Here is a 17641-nt window from a genome sequence, read left to right as displayed (position 1 = left end):
CCTGGTCAGAATGCGTCGATATCGAGTGCCATCATCGTGCGCTTGCCCGATTTGATTGCCCCCAGCAATCCCGCTACCTGGGGTAGGATACGATCGTAGTAAAAGCCGGCGGTGATCAGCTTGGATGCATAGAAACCTTCGGCATCCTCGTTCGCACCAATTCGATCGTATGCGATCTTGGCCGATTTGGCGAAAACGAAGGCGATCGCGACAAGGCCGAGAAGCCTTAGATAATCGGTCCCCGCCGCGGCCGCCTCCTCGGGATCGGCCATGCCCTTCTGCGCGATGGTGCCCGTGGCAAGCTGGAGCGCGCCGAAAGCCTTTTCGAGTCCGCCAACGAGATCGCCCAGCTGCGGATGCGTCTTGTGATCGGCGATGAAGTTCGACACCGGATGGAAGAAGGATCGCAAATAGCGGCCGCCATGCGCCGCGAGCTTGCGGCCGACCAGATCGAGCGCCTGGATGCCGTTGGTACCTTCATAAATCATCGTGATCCGGGCATCGCGCGCATATTGCTCCATGCCATGTTCGCGAATGTAGCCATGGCCGCCATAGGTCTGGACAGCCAATTGCGCAGCCTCATGGCCCAGATCGGTAAACAGTGCCTTGACCACCGGCGTCATCAGCGCGGTGAAATCAGCGGCGCGCTGACGGGCCTCGGGATCCGGCGCGTGACGCTCGGCATCGAGCGCGCGCGCCACCCACGTGCCGAGGGCGCGGCAGCCTTCGGTATAGGCCCGCATCGTCATCAGCATCCGCCGGACATCGGGATGGACGATGATCGGATCGGCTGCGAGATCGGGCCTCTTTACGCCTGACAACGACCGGCCCTGGATGCGATCCTTCGCATAGGCAACCGCGCCCTGATAAGCGCCGACTCCGACGCCGAGCCCCTGCACACCGACCGCGACCCGTTCCTGGTTCATCATCACGAACATCGCGGACAGCCCCTTATTGGGCTCGCCGACGATCCATCCGGTCGCATCGTCGAAACTCATCTGACACGTGGCCGAGGCTTTCAGCCCCATCTTGTGTTCCAGACCGGTGCAGGCCACGCCGTTGCGCGGGCCCACCGTGCCATCATCGTTCGGCAGATATTTGGGCACGAGAAACAGGCTGATCCCCTTCACCCCCGCCGGCGCTCCGGGCAACCGCGCAAGAACAAGGTGGATGACATTCTCGGTCAGGTCGTGATCGCCAGCCGAGATGAAGATTTTGTTGCCGGTGATCCTGTAGCTGCCATCCGCCTGCGGCTCCGCTTTGGTGCGCAGCATACCGAGATCGGTTCCGCAATGCGGCTCGGTAAGGCACATCGTGCCGGACCAGACCCCCTCCACCAACTTGGGCATGTAGCGCGCCTTGAGCTCCTCCGAGCCCTTGCTTTCGAGCGCCGTCGTCGCGCCGTGGGTCAGGCCGGGATACAGCCCGAATGAAACATTTGTCGCGCAGATCATCTCCTCGACCAGCTTGTTGATCGTCTCTGGCAGACCCTGGCCGCCCCATTTCGGATCGGCCGCCAGCGCGCACCAACCGCCCTCACGGAACTGGTCATAGGCATGCTTGAAGCCCGCCGGCGTCCGCACAACGCCATTTTCAAGCCGGCAGCCCTCGATATCGCCATTGGCATTGATCGGCAGCAGCACGTCGCGTGCGAGCTTGGCGGCTTCCTCCAGCACGGCATCGAGCAGATCGGGCGTGAATTCTTCATGGGCCGGCAGACCACCGAAACCATCGTCGGCATGGAGTTCGTGGAGGACGAAGCGCATGTCGCGCAAGGGGGCGTCATAGGTCTGCATGGTTCATCTCTCCGAAGTTTTGCGCCTTCCAATTCCTCCCCGGAACGGGGAGGGGGACCGCTCGAAGAGCGGTGGAGGGGCCTGCGGAACCGTCCCGCATGCCCCTCCCCCATGCTGCGCATGGTCCCCCTCCCCGAGCAAGCTCGGGGAGGAATTTGAAGTACCTAAACATCAATTTCTCAACGGCTTGCCGGTCTCGAGCATCGCCTCAACCCTCGCGAGCGTTCGTTTGTCACGGACACGCGCCATGAAGGCCGCACGTTCAAGCGCCAGCATATCCTGTTCGCTTACGACATCGATAACGTCGGCATCGCCGCCGGTGAACACCGACGCCAGAGCATCCGACACGACCATGTCATAATCGGTCGCGAGACCCCGCTTGTGGAAGCCTTCCGCCGCCATGCCGAGCGCAACCCGGCCGCTCGATCCGGGCAGCCTGAACTCGGGCGGCTTCGGCGGCTGATAGCCGTCGACCAGCGACAGCGCCCGGGCCTTGGCATCGGCGAGCAGGCGATCGCGGTTCATCGTGATGCCGTCGGAGGGACGCAGGAACATATAGTCCCTGGCCTGAGCGGCCGATTTGGACACCGTCGCCGTACTCACGATCTCGAACACCTTGGCAACGGCCGGCATCGGCCCGCGCGGCAGGACACCGGCCTTGGTCCAGCGATCGATCATCTCGCCGCAACCGCCCCAGCCCGGCACCAGCCCGACCCCGCATTCGACGAGGCCGATATAGCTTTCGGCGTGCGCCTGGATCGCGTCGGAATGCAGCAGAATCTCGCAACCGCCGCCGAGCGCGAGCCCGGCAGGCGCGCCGACCACCGGAAAGGGCGCATATTTCATCGCCTTATACGCGGCCTGGCCGCCACTCACGAGCTTCTCGATCTCGCCCCACGCCGCGATGTTCACCGCAAACAATGCAAGGCCGAGATTGGCCCCGGCTGAGAAATTGGCAGCGTCGGTGTAGATGACCATCGCTTTATATTTCTGGCCGACAAGACCGATCGCATCGCCGAGCAGTTTCAGCGTGTCGCCATCGAGCGCGTTCATCTTCGACGCGAATTCGAAGCACGCGACGCCGTCGCCAATATCCCAGAGCGCAGCCGATCCGTTCCTGAGCAGCGGTTTGGCGACGCGCTTGATATCCTCAAGCGACACGATGCCTTCGGCACGGACGATATCGTGATATTCGCCATCCTGGCCCAGATATTGGCGCCGGCCATCCTGTAGCCGATAGAAGGTCCGATCACCGGCCAGCCTCAGCAACGGCGACACGGCTCGGCCCTCAGCCTCCAGACGCTGCGCGAAGGCCGCGGCGCCGATCTGGTCGATCAGTTCGAACGGACCATATTTCCAGTTATAGCCAAGCTTCATCGCGTCATCGATCGCGACGATGTCGTCCGCTGCCTCCGGCACGAGTGTGGCCGCATAAGCGAGAACCTGACCGAGCACCGCCCAGGCGAATTCGCCGGTCTTGCCCGGCAGCGCGATCAGCGATTTCACGTCGGCGCGCGGGGGATCGATGCGCAGCGCCTTGCGATAGACGCCGGTCGCAAGGTCGATGGCTTCCTTCTGCTTCCCGGCATCGCGGTTGATCCGGTAGAAACCGCCTTTGCCCTTACGACCGGTATAGCCTTCGGCAATCATGCGCTCGATCAGCGGCGACGGCCGCACCGATGCATGGAAAGCATCGCTTGCGGGCAGACTTGCGACCATGCTTTTTTCAAGCAACGGCATCAGATCGATACCGACCAGATCGATCAAGCCGAAAATACCGGTGCTAGGCACGCCCATCGGCTTGCCGCCGATCGCGTCGGCCTCCTCCACCGACAGGCCAACGTCTATCGCGGCGTTGACGGCGACCAGCAGCCAATAGGTGCCGATCCGGTTGGCGATGAAACCCGGCGTATCCTTGGCATGCACCACCGCCTTGCCCATCGCGCGATCGGCAAAGGTCGCCACCTTGGCGGCAATCGCGGGGTTCGTCTTCGGGCCGGCGACCACTTCGAGCAGCCGCATATAGCGCGGCGGATTGAAGAAATGGGTGATCAGGAAATCGGCGGCGAACGCGTCCGATCGGCCATCGATCAGCTGCGCGAGCGGAATTGTCGACGTGTTGGATGAGATCGCGGTGCCGGGCGTCCGCGCGGCATCGATTTTCGCATATAATGCCTGCTTGATATCGAGCCGTTCGACAATCGCTTCGACCACCCAGTCGCAATCGGCAATCTCGCCCAGATCATCGTCGATATTGCCGGTCTCGACCAGCTTGGCCGCCTGCGCCGACATGAAGGGGGCCGGTTCGGTCTTCAACATCTTCGCGACCGCACCTTCGGCTATCGCGTTACGATTCACCCCCTCTTTGGGGACGATGTCGAGCAACAGCACCGGCACGCCGGCATTGGCAACCTGCGCCGCGATGCCGGCGCCCATCGTACCCGCGCCGATGACGCAGACCTTCCTGATATCCGGGCGGATGTTCGACATGGTCAGATCGCCTCCAGCACGATGGCTATGCCCTGCCCGCCGCCGATGCACTGGGTCGCCAGCGCATATTTGCCGCCCTCGCGTTTGAGCAGCGAGGCCGCCTTGCCGACGATCCGCGCGCCGGTGGCGCCGAGCGGATGGCCAAGCGCGATCGCCCCGCCATCGAGGTTGATCGTTTCCGGCTTCAGCCCGAGTTCGTTCGCGCAGGCCAGCGCCTGGCTGGCAAAGGCCTCGTTGAGTTCGACGACGCTCAGGTCACCCACCGATATGCCCGCGCGTCCCAGCGCCTTGCGCGATGCCGAGACCGGGCCGACACCCATGATTTCGGGCTCGCAGCCCGAAACGGCGACGCTGCGGATCCGTGCGAGGATCTCCAGCCCATTCGCACGCGCATATTCTTCGCTCGTCACCAGCACCGCCGATGCGCCATCGGTCAGCGGGGACGATGTGCCTGCCGTAACGCTGCCATTCTGATCGAAGGCGGGCTTGAGCGCGGCCAGCGCCTCGGCCGTAGTTTCGGGGCGGATCGTGCCATCCTGATCGACGACGCCGCCTCTCGTCTGAATGGGCACGATCTCGTCAGTCAACTTGCCCGCCGATCGGGCTGCAGCCGCCTTCTGCTGGCTGGCAACGGCGAAAGCCTCCTGCGCGGGGCGCGGTATCTGGAACTTGCTCGCGACATTCTCCGCTGTTTCGCCCATGCCGATATAGGCGCCGGGGCGCTTCTGCGCGAGCGCGGGGCTGGGTAGCGGGTTGAAGCCCATCATCGGCACGCGGCTCATGCTTTCGACACCGGCGCAAATGAAGACGTCGCCTGCGCCGATCGCGATCTGGCCCGCCGCGATGTGGATCGAACTCATCGACGATCCGCAAAAACGATTCACCGTCATGCCGCCGACCGAAATCGGCAGATCGGCCAGCAAGCCGATCAGCCGGGCCACGTTGAGTCCCTGCTCACCCTCCGGGAAAGCGCAACCGAGAATGATGTCCTCGATATCCTCCGCCTTCACTTTGGTCTTCGCGATCAACCCGCGGATCACCTGCGCGGCCAGGTCATCCGCACGCACCCGCGCCAGCGCCCCCTTGCCCGCGAGGTGGAATGGCGAGCGCACATATCCCGCAATGACCGCATTCTGCATCTGGAACTCTCCCGAACGACGCGCTCAACGCACGCCGAAGACTATTTCCCCTATGGTGCAAAGATTGTCCTATACGTCAACTAATTTTTAGTGCAGATCTTCATCCCATGGCTGCCGGTGCTTCCGGCAGAACGTAACCGCAACCGCCAGCCAATGGCCGTGCGGCAGAAAGGAGATGGACATGACAGGAACGGCGCTGATCGCGCTTGCGGTGGCGGCGGGAGCCCTATCCCCGAATATGGCCGTCGGCCATTGGAAGACCGAAACCCGCAACGGCATTGTCGACATTCAACGTTGCGGCGCTTCGATCTGCGGGAAACTGATGACGTCAGATGGCATCGTCGCCAACCCGGCAATGGCCGATACCAACAACAAGGATCCGGCACTGCGCGGCAGATTGCTGAAGGGCCTGCAGATCCTTGGCGGGTTCACGGTCGATGGCGATCACTGGTCAGGCGGAAGCATCTACAAGGCCGACGACGGCAAGACGTACGATGCAACGGTAACGATCGTCGACGCCAACACGCTCAAAATCCGCGGCTGCATCTTCGTGCCGCTCTGCAAGACCCAGATATGGCACCGAGTTCCATAGGGACCGGGAAGCCTTTCAGAGAGGAATAGGAAAATATGATCAACTTGTCTTCCGTGGCCCGGCTGGGCCTGTTCGCAACCGCCTCCGCCATCGCACTTGGCGGGCTTTCCACGGCCGCACAGGCAGGCGGATTCTATCTGCAGGAACAGTCGGTAAAGGCCGCTGGCCGTGCCTTTTCGGGTGAGGTTTCCGATCAGGGCGCTGAATCGCTGTGGTGGAACCCCGCGGCGATCGCCGGTGCGACCCATAACAGCGCCTATATCGGCGCCAGCGCGATCCTGCCGCGCGCGCATGTTCGCGACAATGGCACATTAATCGTACGGCCGGGCCAGGCCCCGGCCAGCGTTGGCGGCAATCCTGATGCCAAAAATCCGATCGACAATGGTGTCCTACCAAGCGGCGCGGTCGGCTACCGGCTCAATGACCAATTCGCGCTCGGTCTCGCTCTCACATCCCCGTTCAGCTTCAGCACCAATTATGATGCAAACAGCTGGGCGCGCTATACTGCCGACAAGACCAAACTGCGTACGATCGACATCCAGCCGTCCATCGCCTTCGCACCGTCACCGATGATCGGGATCGGCGCGGCGATCAACGTCGAGCACAGTTCCGCCACGCTCTCCAATGCGCTGCCGAACCTGTCCCCCTTGCTGGCGGACGGCCAGCAGCAGCTGAAGGGCAAGGGCTGGGATGTCGGCTACAGCGTCGGCGTCCAGCTCCACCCGTCGAGCATCATCGATCTGGGGCTCAGCTACAAATCGAGCATCAAGCATACGCTGGATGGCAATGTCGTCATTTCGGGGCTGCTCGGCCCATTGGCCGGCCAGAATGCCACTATCGGCACAAAGGCGACATTCCGCACGCCCTGGCAGCTTATCGCCGGCGGGCGCATCAAGGCGAGCGACCGGCTGACCCTGAATGGCCAGGTGGCGCGGATCGGCTGGAACAAGTTCGATGCGATCCGGCTCGGCTCACCGATCAACGCCGCATTGCCCGAAAATTACCGCAACACCTGGAGCGTCGCCGGCGGCCTCGATTATGCCGTGACCCCGAAATGGACGATGCGTAGCGGCATCCAATGGGATCAGACGCCGACCCGCAACGGCCAGCGCGATGCCCGTGTACCCGATTCCGATCGCATCAACTTCGCGATTGGCACCTCGTACAAGATCACCGATTCGATCACGATCGACGGCGCCGCCGACTATATCCACTTCCGGGATGCCACTGTCGACAAGACAACGGCAGCCTATGCCGGGACGGCGGTACAGACACCGATCCTCGTCAACGGTCGTATCACCGGCTCCAGCGCGATTGTGCTGGCGCTCGGCGGGCGCATCAGCTTCTGACACGAAAGATACCATGGCAAGCGACACCGTGATCCAGCCCCCCTCCCCCGACCTCGGTGTCGTCAGCCATGGTGCCGGGGGTGGTTCGCCACCTCCGGCGATCCGCCCCCGTTTGATCACCGAACTGATCGACCGCGCCGTCGCAAATTATCCCGCGCGCGTGGCGATCGACTTTCTCGGCCGTCGCTGGACCTATGGCGAAATCGGGAGCCTCGTGGATCGCGCGACGCGCGGGCTCCAGGATATCGGCGTCGGCCCGGATACGCGCTTCGGTCTGTGCCTGCCCAACACGCCCTATTTCGTAATCCTCTATTTCGCCGCGCTGAAGGCCGGCGCGACCGTCGTCAATTTCAACCCGCTCTATGTCGAGCATGAACTGCGCCACCAGATCCGCGACTCGGGCACCACGGTGATCGCGGTCCCCGATCTGAAGATCGTCCACCAAAAGGTTGCCGCCGTCGCCGAAGATAGCGGGCTCGCACGGATCATCGTCTGCCCGATGGCCGATATCCTGCCCCGCTTTCAATCTATCGGCTTCAGGTTGTTCAAGCATGCCGACCACGCCGTCGTTCCGCTTGATGAGCGGCATTTGTCGTTTCGCGCATTGATCGCCAGCGACGCCGCGCCCGTCCCGGTCACGAAGACGCCCGACGACGTGGCCGTGCTGCAATATACGGGCGGCACCACCGGCGTGCCGAAGGGCGCGATGCTCACCCATGCCAATCTGACCGCCAACAGCGCGCAGATGGTGATCCATGCCGGCGGCATTCCTGCCGAACAGGATCGCGTGCTCGGCGTGTTGCCATTGTTTCACGTCTTTGCGCTGACGACCGTGCTCAACTTCTCGGTCGATACCGCAGCCGAGATGATCCTGCTGCCGCGTTTCGAGATCGGCCAGTTGCTCAAGACAATCGTGCGTGCGCGGGCCACCCAGTTGCTTGCGGTCCCGACCATGCTGACCGCGATCAACAAGGCCGCCGAGCATCACAAGGTCCATTTCGAATCGCTGCGATACAGCGTGTCGGGCGGCGCGCCCCTGCCCTTCGATGTGCGCAGCAAATTCGAGACACTCACGCAATGTCCGGTCGTCGAAGGATATGGCCTGTCCGAATCATCGCCGATCCTGACCTGCAACCCGCTCGACGGGCGCGTGATCAAGGACAATAGCGCCGGCATCGCCTTCCCGGGGACCATCATCGAGATTCGCAGCCTCGATGATCCCCACACGCTGATGCCACTCGGCGAGCGGGGGGAGGTCTGCGCGCGCGGACCACAGATCATGAAGGGCTATTGGGGCCGGCCAGACGAAACCGAAAAGGTATTTGTCGACGGGGCGCTCAGGACCGGCGACGTCGGCTATCTTGATGCGGACGGATATCTGTTCCTCGTCGACCGGATCAAGGATGTGATCATTGCGGGTGGATATAACGTCTATCCCCGGGTGATCGAGGAGGCCCTTTACGACCACTCCGCGATTGCCGAAGCCGTCGTAATCGGGGTGAAAGACGAATATCGCGGTCAGGCGCCGAAGGCGTTCGTCGTACTCCGCCCCGGCCATCCCGCCGATATCGACCAGATCCATGATTTCCTCGCCACCCGCCTCTCGAAGATCGAGATGCCGCGCGAGATCGAAATCCGCGATAGCCTGCCCAAGACGCTGATCGGCAAATTGTCCAAGAAGGAACTGATTGCCGAAGAAGAACGGAAATCCGCCCGTTGAGTAAGGATTGCCCATGCGCTTATGCTGCGCTGCGGCGCAGTCGCCGGGGAGTGGGATTGTGGACATGACGACATCGCGTGGCAGGCAGCCCGAACGCAGGGACGATCTGCACAGCATCCAGACGGTCGCGTCCGAGCTGGGCATTTCGACGCGATCGATCCGCTTTTACGAAGACAAGAATCTGCTCGAGCCGCAGCGGGTGGGATCGATGCGTGTCTATACGCGGCGCGAAATCGGAAGGCTGCAGTTGATCCTGCGCGGCAAGCGGCTGGGTTTCACTCTGCGCGAGATCAAGGAGTTCCTCGATCTCTACGACGTCGATTCGCTGCATCTGAACCAGATGATCCACCTGCGTGATCGAGTCCGCGAACGAATTGCCGAACTCCTTGCGCAGAAGGAAGCGCTCGATCAGACGTTGGGCGAATTGATCGAAATCGAACGCCAGGCCGACGACCGAATCGCCAGCGCAACATGAGAATGACGATTGTTCGGGCTATCCGACTCGATTTGTGCTAACGAAAAGCATCACCGCATATCATCATGAGCATCGCGTGACTGGGAGACTGAGGGCTCTCGCTTGCGATGCGCTGCCGTAGTGCGCGCCAGGAGACACCGATGTCACGCGCCCTCAATCTTGAAGCCACCGAAGCCGAAGTCAGCGCCGTGTGCCTGTCGATGGGTGTCGCGACGACGGCCATGGAAGGCCTAATCCCAAGCGGAACGCGCGTCGTCTGCCGCAACAGCGAGGGCGCGATGGTGTTGCGCAAGAAGTTCAAGACGAAGCTGATCGAAGGCCCGATCACCCGGTCGCCACGCTCCGTGACGCCCAGCAGCGCGATGCGCTGAGAGGCACAGAGCCCAACTTGAACGCGAACAGGCGGCGCGCGCTTATTGCCGCGCCATTCCTTCCCAAAATCGTCATTCCCGCCTGCGCGGGAATGACGTGATGGCGGATGCCCGGCATATGCCAGACAAAGCACGGGCGGCCGTGAAGGCCGCCCTGCAGAAGTTCAGCCGATCATCTCGGCGATAATCCGGCGCAGTTCGCGCGTGGATAAGGTGGGAGATTTGCGCTTCCGTATGGTGCGCACGGGCTGAGCCCGGCCTGCGCTGATCGCGGAAGAATGATTCATACTATCTAAAACGTGCATATTTTCCTTGGGGCGCAACCTTCAGGCTACGCCCCTGTATATAAAAGAGTGTGCTAACGGCGATTTCCGCCGCCACGGCGCGGACCACCGCCGCCACCGCCCGGCGTCCGTTCGCGAAAGACGATACGACCTTTTTCGAGGTCGTACGGCGTCATTTCGACCTGAACACGATCGCCCACGACCGACCGGATGCGGAAACGCCGCATCTTGCCGGCCGTATAGGCTATGATCTTGTGATCATTCTCCAGGAGGACGCGGAAACGCCCGTCCGGGAGAATTTCGTCGATCAGGCCGTCGAGGGTCATCAGATCCTCTTTGGCCATGATCCGATCAGGCCGACTGGAGGTTTACGGCGGACTGCTTGCCGCGACGATCGGTTTCCAGTTCGTAGCTTACGCGCTGGTCCTTGTTGAGGGTCGCCATGCCGGCGCGCTCAACCGCGGTGATGTGGACGAAGCTGTCTGCGCCGCCGTCTTCCGGAGCGATAAAGCCATATCCCTTGTCTGCATTGAAGAATTTTACGGTGCCGATTGGCATGAGATGTTTCCTTTCACGAAAACAGGTTGTCCGCACACACTGTGTCTGCGGAGCCAGGTAGCGTGAAATGGAGAAGTCTGCCCGCGGGCCTAAATATCCGTCGCAGCGACGTTAGCGGCTTCGATATAGGCGAGGGGCCTGCAAAAATCAATCAAAGCTTCGATGAAGATCGAAAATGCCCAGCAGATCGATCACGACGGCGTCGTAGAATGCGCAAAGTTCAGCCAGATTTTCCCGGCCGATATCAAGCCTGTCGCCCATCCCAAGCCGCCGATCACCCCGGCCTGCCCAGGGCCAACCTGCGGTCATCTTCGTCTCGCCGCGGCCATCACCGCGCCGGACGATCCCGCCACAATAGACCAGGCAGTCCCGCGACCGGCCGATCGCGCGCAACCGGGCATGATCCGGCGACGGCATCGCCATTGCCGCCCGGATCGTCCGCAGCTTGTTCGCGGTGTTGCGCTGTCGCCGGAACGCGGCCTGCTCGTCAAAAGGTAGCACCGACCGGGCAACTTCATCGATCAACAGGTTCAGAAAGCCGTCCAGTTCGCGCAGGCTGTTACCGATCACCTTTGCCCGGTGTGGCCCGACAATCGGGCGTGGGCCCTGCCGAATGGCGTCCATGCTCAAACCATTGCCAAGAAACACGGTTGCGCGCGCCAACGTGCGATGCGCCGCGCGCAGCGGACCGCTCAAACCGTGGCGCCGATTGTCAAAAGCCTTCACTGATCAGCGCCTTTCCGGTCTCGGCAAAGCCGGGTCTTCCAAATTGCCCGAAGCGGGCCGATATAGTGGCAATGGGCGCCGACAGCACCATCCTTGATGCGCCGCCGCCTGGGGCCGCCGCCGACTGGACGGTGCCGCAAGCATGGGCGGGCTATACCGCGGAAGAGCACGCCGTCTGGGATCATCTGTTCGCGCGCCAGTCCGCGATGCTGCGGGGCCGCGTCGTGCCGGATTTCGTTGCCGGGCTGGACATGCTGCGCATGTCGAAACCCGGCATCCCGGATTTCGAGGAACTGTCCGCACGGCTGATGGCCGCAACCGGCTGGCGCGTGGTTGCCGTGCCTGGCCTCGTGCCCGACGCGATCTTCTTCGAGCATCTCGCCAACCGCCGATTTGTCGCAGGCCGTTTCATCCGCCGTGCGGATCAGATCGACTATCTGCAGGAGCCCGACGTCTTTCATGATGTCTTCGGCCATGTGCCCCTGCTCGCCCAGCCCGTATTCGCCGATTATATGCAGGCTTATGGTGAAGGCGGGCTGCGCGCGATGCGGCATGGCGCGATCGACAGACTCGCCCGGCTTTATTGGTACACCGTCGAGTTCGGCCTGATCCGCACCGGCGAAGCGCTCAGCCTGTACGGTGCCGGCATCGTATCCTCATTCGGCGAATCGACCTTCGCGCTCGACGATCCTTCTCCTCACCGGATCGGCTTCGATCTGAAGCGCGTGATGCGCACCCGCTACCGGATCGACGACTATCAGCAGAATTATTTCGTGATCGACAGTTTCGACGACCTGCTGCGCCAGACGCTCGAAGCCGACTTCGCGCCGCTCTATGCCGATCTGGCTGGCGCCCCGGACATCGATCCGGGCATCTTATTGGAATCCGATCAGATTTTTTCGCGCGGCACGCAGCGCCACACCTGATCCGGTAGCGCGGGCCGTGGCCCCGCGCCGAATGTTTCCCCGGCAGCATAAATTTTTCCTGTAAGGATGGCGGTTTTCGTGCGGCCGTTCGTTTTATCGATTGTCGGCATCTTGGCTGCGACGGGGCTGAGGACGGCACGGAGTGACAAAATTACAACAAAAGTCAGGTTTTGATTTTTTCATTCCCAGGGGAAAGAAAATCGATTGCAAGCAATCGCTATTTAAATAGTCTGAAAAGATAAAGACTATCGAGCAATGATTCGATCAAAAATGCCAAATTTTTGGTATTTTTGTGGTTGCAATACTATTGATGTGTAATGAAGTATTGCAAATGGGTGCCCCTATATGGGAACTTTCGAATTCATCACTACGATGTCGCGTGATGCAGGGGGTGGTGTCCTGAAAGATTCTGGTCTTTTGGGGGCAAAAAAATGAAAAACGTTCGAATAGTATCCTTGGCGACTATCGCCTTGGCCAGTCTGTCGGCGACTGGCGTGATGGCACAAACTGGCGCACCAGCGGCCGACGATGCAGATACTTCGACGATCATCGTCACCGGCACGCGCACCACGGGCATGAAAGCCGCGGACAGCCCTGCACCGATCCAGTTGCTTGGCAACGACGCGCTGCAGCGTACAGGCTCGCCAGACTTGCTGACTAGCCTTGCGCAGAATCTTCCATCGATCCAAGCTCAGGCCTTCGGCAGCGATCTCCAGGCGCACAACCTCCAGCTCAAGCTGCGCGGCCTCAGCCCGAACCACACGCTGATCCTCGTCAACGGCAAGCGGCGCCACGGTACCGCAAACGTGTCAGTCGCCGGCGGCCCCTATGGCGGCAGCGCCGCGCCGGATATCAGCTTCATCACGCCAGATTCAATCGACCATGTCGAAGTGCTGCAGGACGGCGCCGCCGCTCAGTACGGCACCGACGCGATCGCTGGTGTTATCAACTTCATCCAGAAAAAGGCCGATCATGGTGGCACCGTCAATGCCACCGCCGGCCAATATTACGATGAGGGCGGCCGCACCTACGCCATCGGTGGCAATATCGGCCTGGCGCCGTTCGATGGCGCCTATCTAAACGTCGCCGCCCAGCGGAAGCATAAGGGCTTCAGCTTCCGCGGCGACATCAATCCGCAGGCAATCGCCCTGTCGGCGGCGAACCCCGCCATCAAGAATCTGCCGGGCTATCCCTACACCAATCGCATCGTCGGCGATCCGCACATCGATGAAACTATCGCCAGCTATAATGCCGGCTATGATTTCGGCGATTTCGAACTCTACAGCTTCGGCAGCTACGGCCACAAAAAGGCGACCGCCTATGAAAATACGCGTCCGCCGACAACCGTTGCGCGGACCGTTGGTGGAGTTACCACCCTTTTCTATCCGATCGGTTTCCAGCCCCAGGAACATATCGATGAGACCGATTACTCCATCACGGGCGGCTTCAAGGGCAGCATTGCGGACACCACCTTCGATATCGCATCCACCTATGGCAGGGATTTCATCGGCGTCTATGTTCTGCATTCCGCCAATGCACAGCTCTACCGCGATACAGGATTTACGCCGACGACGTTCCACGACGGCGATTTCTTCACGACCCAGTGGAGCAACACGCTTGACCTGACCCATCAGTTCGACGTCGGCCTCTCCACACCGATCAACGTCGCGGGCGGCCTCGAATTCCGCCATGAGACCTACGGCATCAAAGCGGGTGATCCGGCATCCTATTATGGCGGCGGCGCGCAATCCTTCTTCGGCTACAGCCCGAACGACGCCGGAACGTACAAGCGCGACAACTTCTCGCAATATCTGGACGTCAGCCTCAATCCGGTCGAGCATCTTCTGGTCGACGGTGCCGTCCGTCACGAACATTATACCGACTTCGGCAGCACTACGGTGTTCAAGCTTACGTCCCGCTATGATCTTTCCGACTCGATCGCGGTGCGCGGTACCGTCAGCACCGGCTTCCGCGCGCCGACCCTTGCAGAGGGCGGTTATTCGGGCATCAACGTCGGTCCAAGTTCCGTCAGCGGCGTGTTGCCGCCCGCGTCGGCAGCCGCTGGCGCGCTCGGCTTCGGTGGCCTGAAGCCGGAAAAATCGACCAACTTCAGCTTTGGCCTGGTGCTCAATCCGGCGCCGCGGCTCACCATTACGGTCGACGCCTACCAGATCACCATTCGTGACCGGATCATGATCTCGTCGGGCTTCAATGGCTACACCGGCAATCGCTGCCCGTTGGGTTACGCCGGCAGCAACGCCGGTGCGTGCCTTCCGTACAATGACGATCTCTACAAGATCAATAACCAGCTGGCGGTGCTGGGTGCCGTCAACGGCGCATTGGGCGGCAGCACCAACGTAACTTCGCTGGCCAACGCCACGGCGATCCCCAGTTATGTGTATCTGACGCCCACCGGCCTGCGAGAGACTACCGGCAGCATTGCTGTCCAGAGTTTCGTCAACGGTGTGAAGATGCGGACCCGCGGCATCGACATGATGGTCACGTACAATATGGATGTAGGCAATCTTGGCAGGCTGGACCTTACCTTCACCGGCAACTACAATGCCAACAAGGTGTTGGGCATCAATCCGCTGCCGTCAGCGCTTTACTCCAGCACGATCAATCCCGGCCTGACCCGGCTGATCGACACCAGCAGTGTCGTCCAGCTCGAACATACCACGCCAAAATTCCGTGGGACGCTGAATGCGCTCTGGACCTGGGACAAGTTCAGCCTCAACGCGCGCGAAAGCTACTATTCGGAAGTCTACGCACTCGAAACCGCACGTAGCGGCCCCGATGCCGGCAGCCTGATCAAAGTCCCGGTCAAGCCCTCCTTCATCACCGACCTCGAGCTTAGCTATCAGATTCTCGAACCGGTCAAGATTTCGATCGGTGCGAACAATCTGTTCAACAAGTATCCAACCGAGCGCACCAAGGCGTTCATCCGGAACGCGGAGTTGGCGAATAACGAGCGTGGTTATTCGACCGACAAATATCCAAACTTCTCGCCCTACGGCATCAACGGCGGATATTATTACGCCCGCGTATCGTTCAAATTCTGATCCTTTGAGAACGGCCGGGGGCGAATCCGTTCGCCCCCGGCCTTTCATTTGAATAAACATATTTTTCCGAGTGAATCCCGAGGGGGTCTCTGATGAGTGAGTTCGAATATGGGGCATTGGCATCAGGCCTGACCCGGCGCTTTTTCCTCGAAAAGCTGGGCAAGGTCGGTGGCACGGCGATGCTGCTGGCGGGCATGGACGCGCTCGGCTTCGGCATCGGATCGGCGATGGCCGCCCCGCCAAAGCTCGCCGGAACCCCCAAGAAAAAAAAGGTCATCGTGCTCGGCGCCGGCAATGCTGGCCTCTCCTCGGCCTATGAACTAACCAAAGCCGGCTATGAAGTGACCGTGATCGAGGCCAGATCCTTCCCAGGCGGCCGTGCACAAAGCGCTCGCAAGGGCTTCTCGCTCACCGAACTCGGCGGCGAAAAACAGACCTGCGACTTCGATGATGGTCTGTATATCAATATCGGTCCGTGGCGGATCCCCTATCACCACCATTCGACCCTGCATTACACCAAATTGTTCAACGTTCCGTTGGAGTTGTTCAACAACGACAATGACGCAAGCTTTCTCTACATGGAGAAGGGCACCGGCCCGCTTGCCGGCAAGCCGATCCGCAAGGGCGAGATCGCGGCGGACGCGCTGGGCTATTCGTCCGAGATCCTCGCCAAATTGTCGCGGCAGGGTGCGCTCGACGGCCAGCTATCGGCCGAGGACAAGGAGAAATTCATCGAATTCATGGTGGAGTTCGGCTATCTCGACAAGAAGGATCTGAGCTACAAGGGCACGCCCGGCCGCGGCTATCTGATCGAGCCAGGCGCCGGCACCAATCCCGGCCCCGGCAAGCCGTCCGTTCCGTACAAGCTGAACGACGTGCTCAACAGCGGCATGACGAAGCTGCTCCACGGCGTCGCCGATTGGGATCAGCAGCGCACGATGTTCCAGCCGGTACAGGGCATGGAGCAGATCCCCAAGGCGATCGCGCGCAACCTTCCCCCCGGGATGATCCGATTCAACACCGAGGTGCAGCAGATCCGCCAGTCGCCATCGGGCGTCACGGTCAACGTCGTGAAGGATGGGCAACCGGAGACGATCACCGCGGACTGGTGCATCTGCACGATCCCGCTGTCGGTGCTCAAGGGCATCGACAACGGCCTGTCGCCCGCGTTCAAGGCGGCGATGGAGAAATGCGCCTATGCGCCGGTCGGCAAGATCGGCCTCCAGATGAAGCGCCGCTTCTGGGAGGAGGATCATTCGATCTATGGCGGGCACGTGTTCTGCGACAACCCCGACATCAACAATATCGCGATGCCGTCGACCGGCTGGCAGAGCCAGAAGGGCGTCCTGCTGGGCTATTATAACTTCGGGCCGAGCGCCGCCAAGGTCAGCGCCAAATCGCCGGCCGATCGCGCCGCCATGGCGGTCGATTACGGGCAAAAGATTTTCCCGGCCTATAAGGAAAGCTTCGAATCGAGCTTCTCGGTCGCGTGGCACCGCGTGAAATATAATCTCGGCGGCTGGGGCATGTGGAGCGACGAGGCCCGCGCGACCGCATATCCGGTTCTCACCGAACCCGATGGTCGCATCTATCTGGCCGGCGAGCATCTGAGCTATATCGGCGGTTGGCAGGCCGGTGCGTTCGAATCGGCATGGCAGCAGGTCGAGCGGCTGCACGCCCGGGCCATGAAGGGATAAGACATTGCGCCCGATTTTCTTTGTCGCATCGATGGTGGTGGGCCTCGCCGCCACAATCGCCGCGTCGTACGCCATGGCCCAATCGACGCACACAGCCACGCCCGGCGCCGTAACGGCCGCAACCACGCTGGATCCCGCAAAGACATTCAGCGATACCTGCGCCGCCTGCCACCAGGAAGACGGCAAGGGCATCCCCGGCGCGTTTCCCGCCCTGGCGGGCGATCCGTTCGTACTGGGGCCGATGGCCAACCCGATCGGCGTGGTCCTCAACGGCCGCGCTGGTATGCCGACCTTCAAGGCCGACCTGACCGACGACCAGATCGCTGCGGCGCTCACCCATGTTCGCACGTCATGGGGCAACAAGGCCTCGGCTGTCACCGCCGCAGATGTCAATAAGCTGCGCACCGGCGATGCGCCTTTGGCGGCCGACAAAAAGCCGATCCAGGCACACTGATT

At 61.4% G+C, this 17641-nt stretch carries 15 protein-coding genes; 9 read left to right on the top strand and 6 right to left on the bottom strand.

The features are described 5' to 3' along the window. Positions 1–5: 5 nt before the first annotated feature. From BLS13_RS08060 to BLS13_RS08050, 3 genes are all read right to left on the bottom strand, one after another. Positions 6–1796, bottom strand: coding sequence for an acyl-CoA dehydrogenase C-terminal domain-containing protein (locus tag BLS13_RS08060; protein WP_093451221.1), 1791 nt, complete (start codon positions 1794–1796; stop codon positions 6–8). A 171-nt stretch (positions 1797–1967) separates the two neighbouring features. Then, complete coding sequence (locus BLS13_RS08055; RefSeq protein WP_093451219.1) at positions 1968–4286, bottom strand: 3-hydroxyacyl-CoA dehydrogenase/enoyl-CoA hydratase family protein; 2319 nt, start codon at positions 4284–4286, stop codon at positions 1968–1970. A gap of 2 nt (positions 4287–4288) precedes the next feature. Further along, a complete protein-coding gene (locus BLS13_RS08050; RefSeq protein ID WP_093451217.1) occupies positions 4289–5425 on the bottom strand; it encodes a thiolase family protein in 1137 nt (378 codons plus the stop codon). Positions 5426–5606: 181 nt separating this feature from the next. Here BLS13_RS08050 and BLS13_RS08045 point away from each other — a divergent pair, with 181 nt between their 5' ends. The 5 genes from BLS13_RS08045 (at position 5607) to BLS13_RS08025 (ending at position 9932) form a co-directional block, all read left to right on the top strand. Next, the gene (locus tag BLS13_RS08045; RefSeq protein WP_093451216.1) at positions 5607–6017 is read left to right on the top strand and encodes a DUF2147 domain-containing protein; all 411 of its coding nucleotides are present in this window, start codon (positions 5607–5609) and stop codon (positions 6015–6017) included. A 35-nt stretch (positions 6018–6052) separates the two neighbouring features. Next, on the top strand, positions 6053–7366 hold the full coding sequence (locus BLS13_RS08040; protein ID WP_176943487.1) for an OmpP1/FadL family transporter: 1314 nt from the start codon (positions 6053–6055) through the stop codon (positions 7364–7366). 13 nt (positions 7367–7379) lie between these two features. After that, positions 7380–9086, top strand: coding sequence for a long-chain-fatty-acid--CoA ligase (locus tag BLS13_RS08035; protein WP_093451214.1), 1707 nt, complete (start codon positions 7380–7382; stop codon positions 9084–9086). A 64-nt stretch (positions 9087–9150) separates the two neighbouring features. Beyond that, entirely contained in the window at positions 9151–9561 is a 411-nt protein-coding gene (locus BLS13_RS08030) for a MerR family transcriptional regulator (protein ID WP_093451213.1), read from the top strand. Positions 9562–9701: 140 nt separating this feature from the next. Beyond that, entirely contained in the window at positions 9702–9932 is a 231-nt protein-coding gene (locus tag BLS13_RS08025) for a hypothetical protein (RefSeq protein WP_037524882.1), read from the top strand. A 358-nt stretch (positions 9933–10290) separates the two neighbouring features. Here the strand turns inward: BLS13_RS08025 and infA are convergent, their stop codons facing one another. The 3 genes from infA to BLS13_RS08010 form a co-directional block, all read right to left on the bottom strand. Continuing rightward, positions 10291–10560, bottom strand: a complete 270-nt coding sequence (gene infA, locus BLS13_RS08020; RefSeq protein WP_037524730.1) for a translation initiation factor IF-1 — start codon at positions 10558–10560, stop codon at positions 10291–10293. Between the two features lie 7 nt (positions 10561–10567). Then, complete coding sequence (locus tag BLS13_RS08015; protein ID WP_037524731.1) at positions 10568–10774, bottom strand: cold-shock protein; 207 nt, start codon at positions 10772–10774, stop codon at positions 10568–10570. Between the two features lie 147 nt (positions 10775–10921). Then, the gene (locus tag BLS13_RS08010) at positions 10922–11500 is read right to left on the bottom strand and encodes a hypothetical protein (protein ID WP_093451211.1); all 579 of its coding nucleotides are present in this window, start codon (positions 11498–11500) and stop codon (positions 10922–10924) included. 71 nt (positions 11501–11571) lie between these two features. On the opposite strand from BLS13_RS08010, the gene phhA reads away from it, so the two are divergent. The 4 genes from phhA (at position 11572) to BLS13_RS07990 (ending at position 17639) form a co-directional block, all read left to right on the top strand. Continuing rightward, positions 11572–12426, top strand: coding sequence for a phenylalanine 4-monooxygenase (phhA, locus tag BLS13_RS08005; RefSeq protein WP_093451210.1), 855 nt, complete (start codon positions 11572–11574; stop codon positions 12424–12426). A gap of 455 nt (positions 12427–12881) precedes the next feature. Then, positions 12882–15488, top strand: a complete 2607-nt coding sequence (locus tag BLS13_RS08000) for a TonB-dependent receptor plug domain-containing protein (RefSeq protein WP_256325759.1) — start codon at positions 12882–12884, stop codon at positions 15486–15488. 92 nt (positions 15489–15580) lie between these two features. Further along, complete coding sequence (locus BLS13_RS07995) at positions 15581–17185, top strand: flavin monoamine oxidase family protein (protein ID WP_093451207.1); 1605 nt, start codon at positions 15581–15583, stop codon at positions 17183–17185. Positions 17186–17189: 4 nt separating this feature from the next. Continuing rightward, positions 17190–17639, top strand: a complete 450-nt coding sequence (locus BLS13_RS07990) for a c-type cytochrome (RefSeq protein WP_218123249.1) — start codon at positions 17190–17192, stop codon at positions 17637–17639. The last annotated feature ends 2 nt before the right edge of the window (positions 17640–17641 follow it).

Origin of the sequence: Sphingomonas sp. YR710 (assembly GCF_900101455.1) — a bacterium.
Classification (GTDB): Bacteria; Pseudomonadota; Alphaproteobacteria; order Sphingomonadales; family Sphingomonadaceae; genus Rhizorhabdus.
Note: the sequence above shows the minus strand (reverse complement) of the source record. Positions and strands in the feature narration are given on the sequence as shown.

Bases quoted from the DNA above. Each gene is read 5' to 3' on its own strand.
- BLS13_RS08060 (WP_093451221.1), bottom strand. From the start codon at position 1,796: ATGCAGACCTATGACGCCCCCTTGCGCGACATGCGCTTCGTCCTCCAC.
- BLS13_RS08055 (WP_093451219.1), bottom strand. From the start codon at position 4,286: ATGTCGAACATCCGCCCGGATATCAGGAAGGTCTGCGTCATCGGCGCG.
- BLS13_RS08050 (WP_093451217.1), bottom strand. From the start codon at position 5,425: ATGCAGAATGCGGTCATTGCGGGATATGTGCGCTCGCCATTCCACCTC.
- BLS13_RS08045 (WP_093451216.1), top strand. From the start codon at position 5,607: ATGACAGGAACGGCGCTGATCGCGCTTGCGGTGGCGGCGGGAGCCCTA.
- BLS13_RS08040 (WP_176943487.1), top strand. From the start codon at position 6,053: ATGATCAACTTGTCTTCCGTGGCCCGGCTGGGCCTGTTCGCAACCGCC.
- BLS13_RS08035 (WP_093451214.1), top strand. From the start codon at position 7,380: ATGGCAAGCGACACCGTGATCCAGCCCCCCTCCCCCGACCTCGGTGTC.
- BLS13_RS08030 (WP_093451213.1), top strand. From the start codon at position 9,151: ATGACGACATCGCGTGGCAGGCAGCCCGAACGCAGGGACGATCTGCAC.
- BLS13_RS08025 (WP_037524882.1), top strand. From the start codon at position 9,702: ATGTCACGCGCCCTCAATCTTGAAGCCACCGAAGCCGAAGTCAGCGCC.
- infA (WP_037524730.1), bottom strand. From the start codon at position 10,560: ATGGCCAAAGAGGATCTGATGACCCTCGACGGCCTGATCGACGAAATT.
- BLS13_RS08015 (WP_037524731.1), bottom strand. From the start codon at position 10,774: ATGCCAATCGGCACCGTAAAATTCTTCAATGCAGACAAGGGATATGGC.
- phhA (WP_093451210.1), top strand. From the start codon at position 11,572: ATGGGCGCCGACAGCACCATCCTTGATGCGCCGCCGCCTGGGGCCGCC.
- BLS13_RS07995 (WP_093451207.1), top strand. From the start codon at position 15,581: ATGAGTGAGTTCGAATATGGGGCATTGGCATCAGGCCTGACCCGGCGC.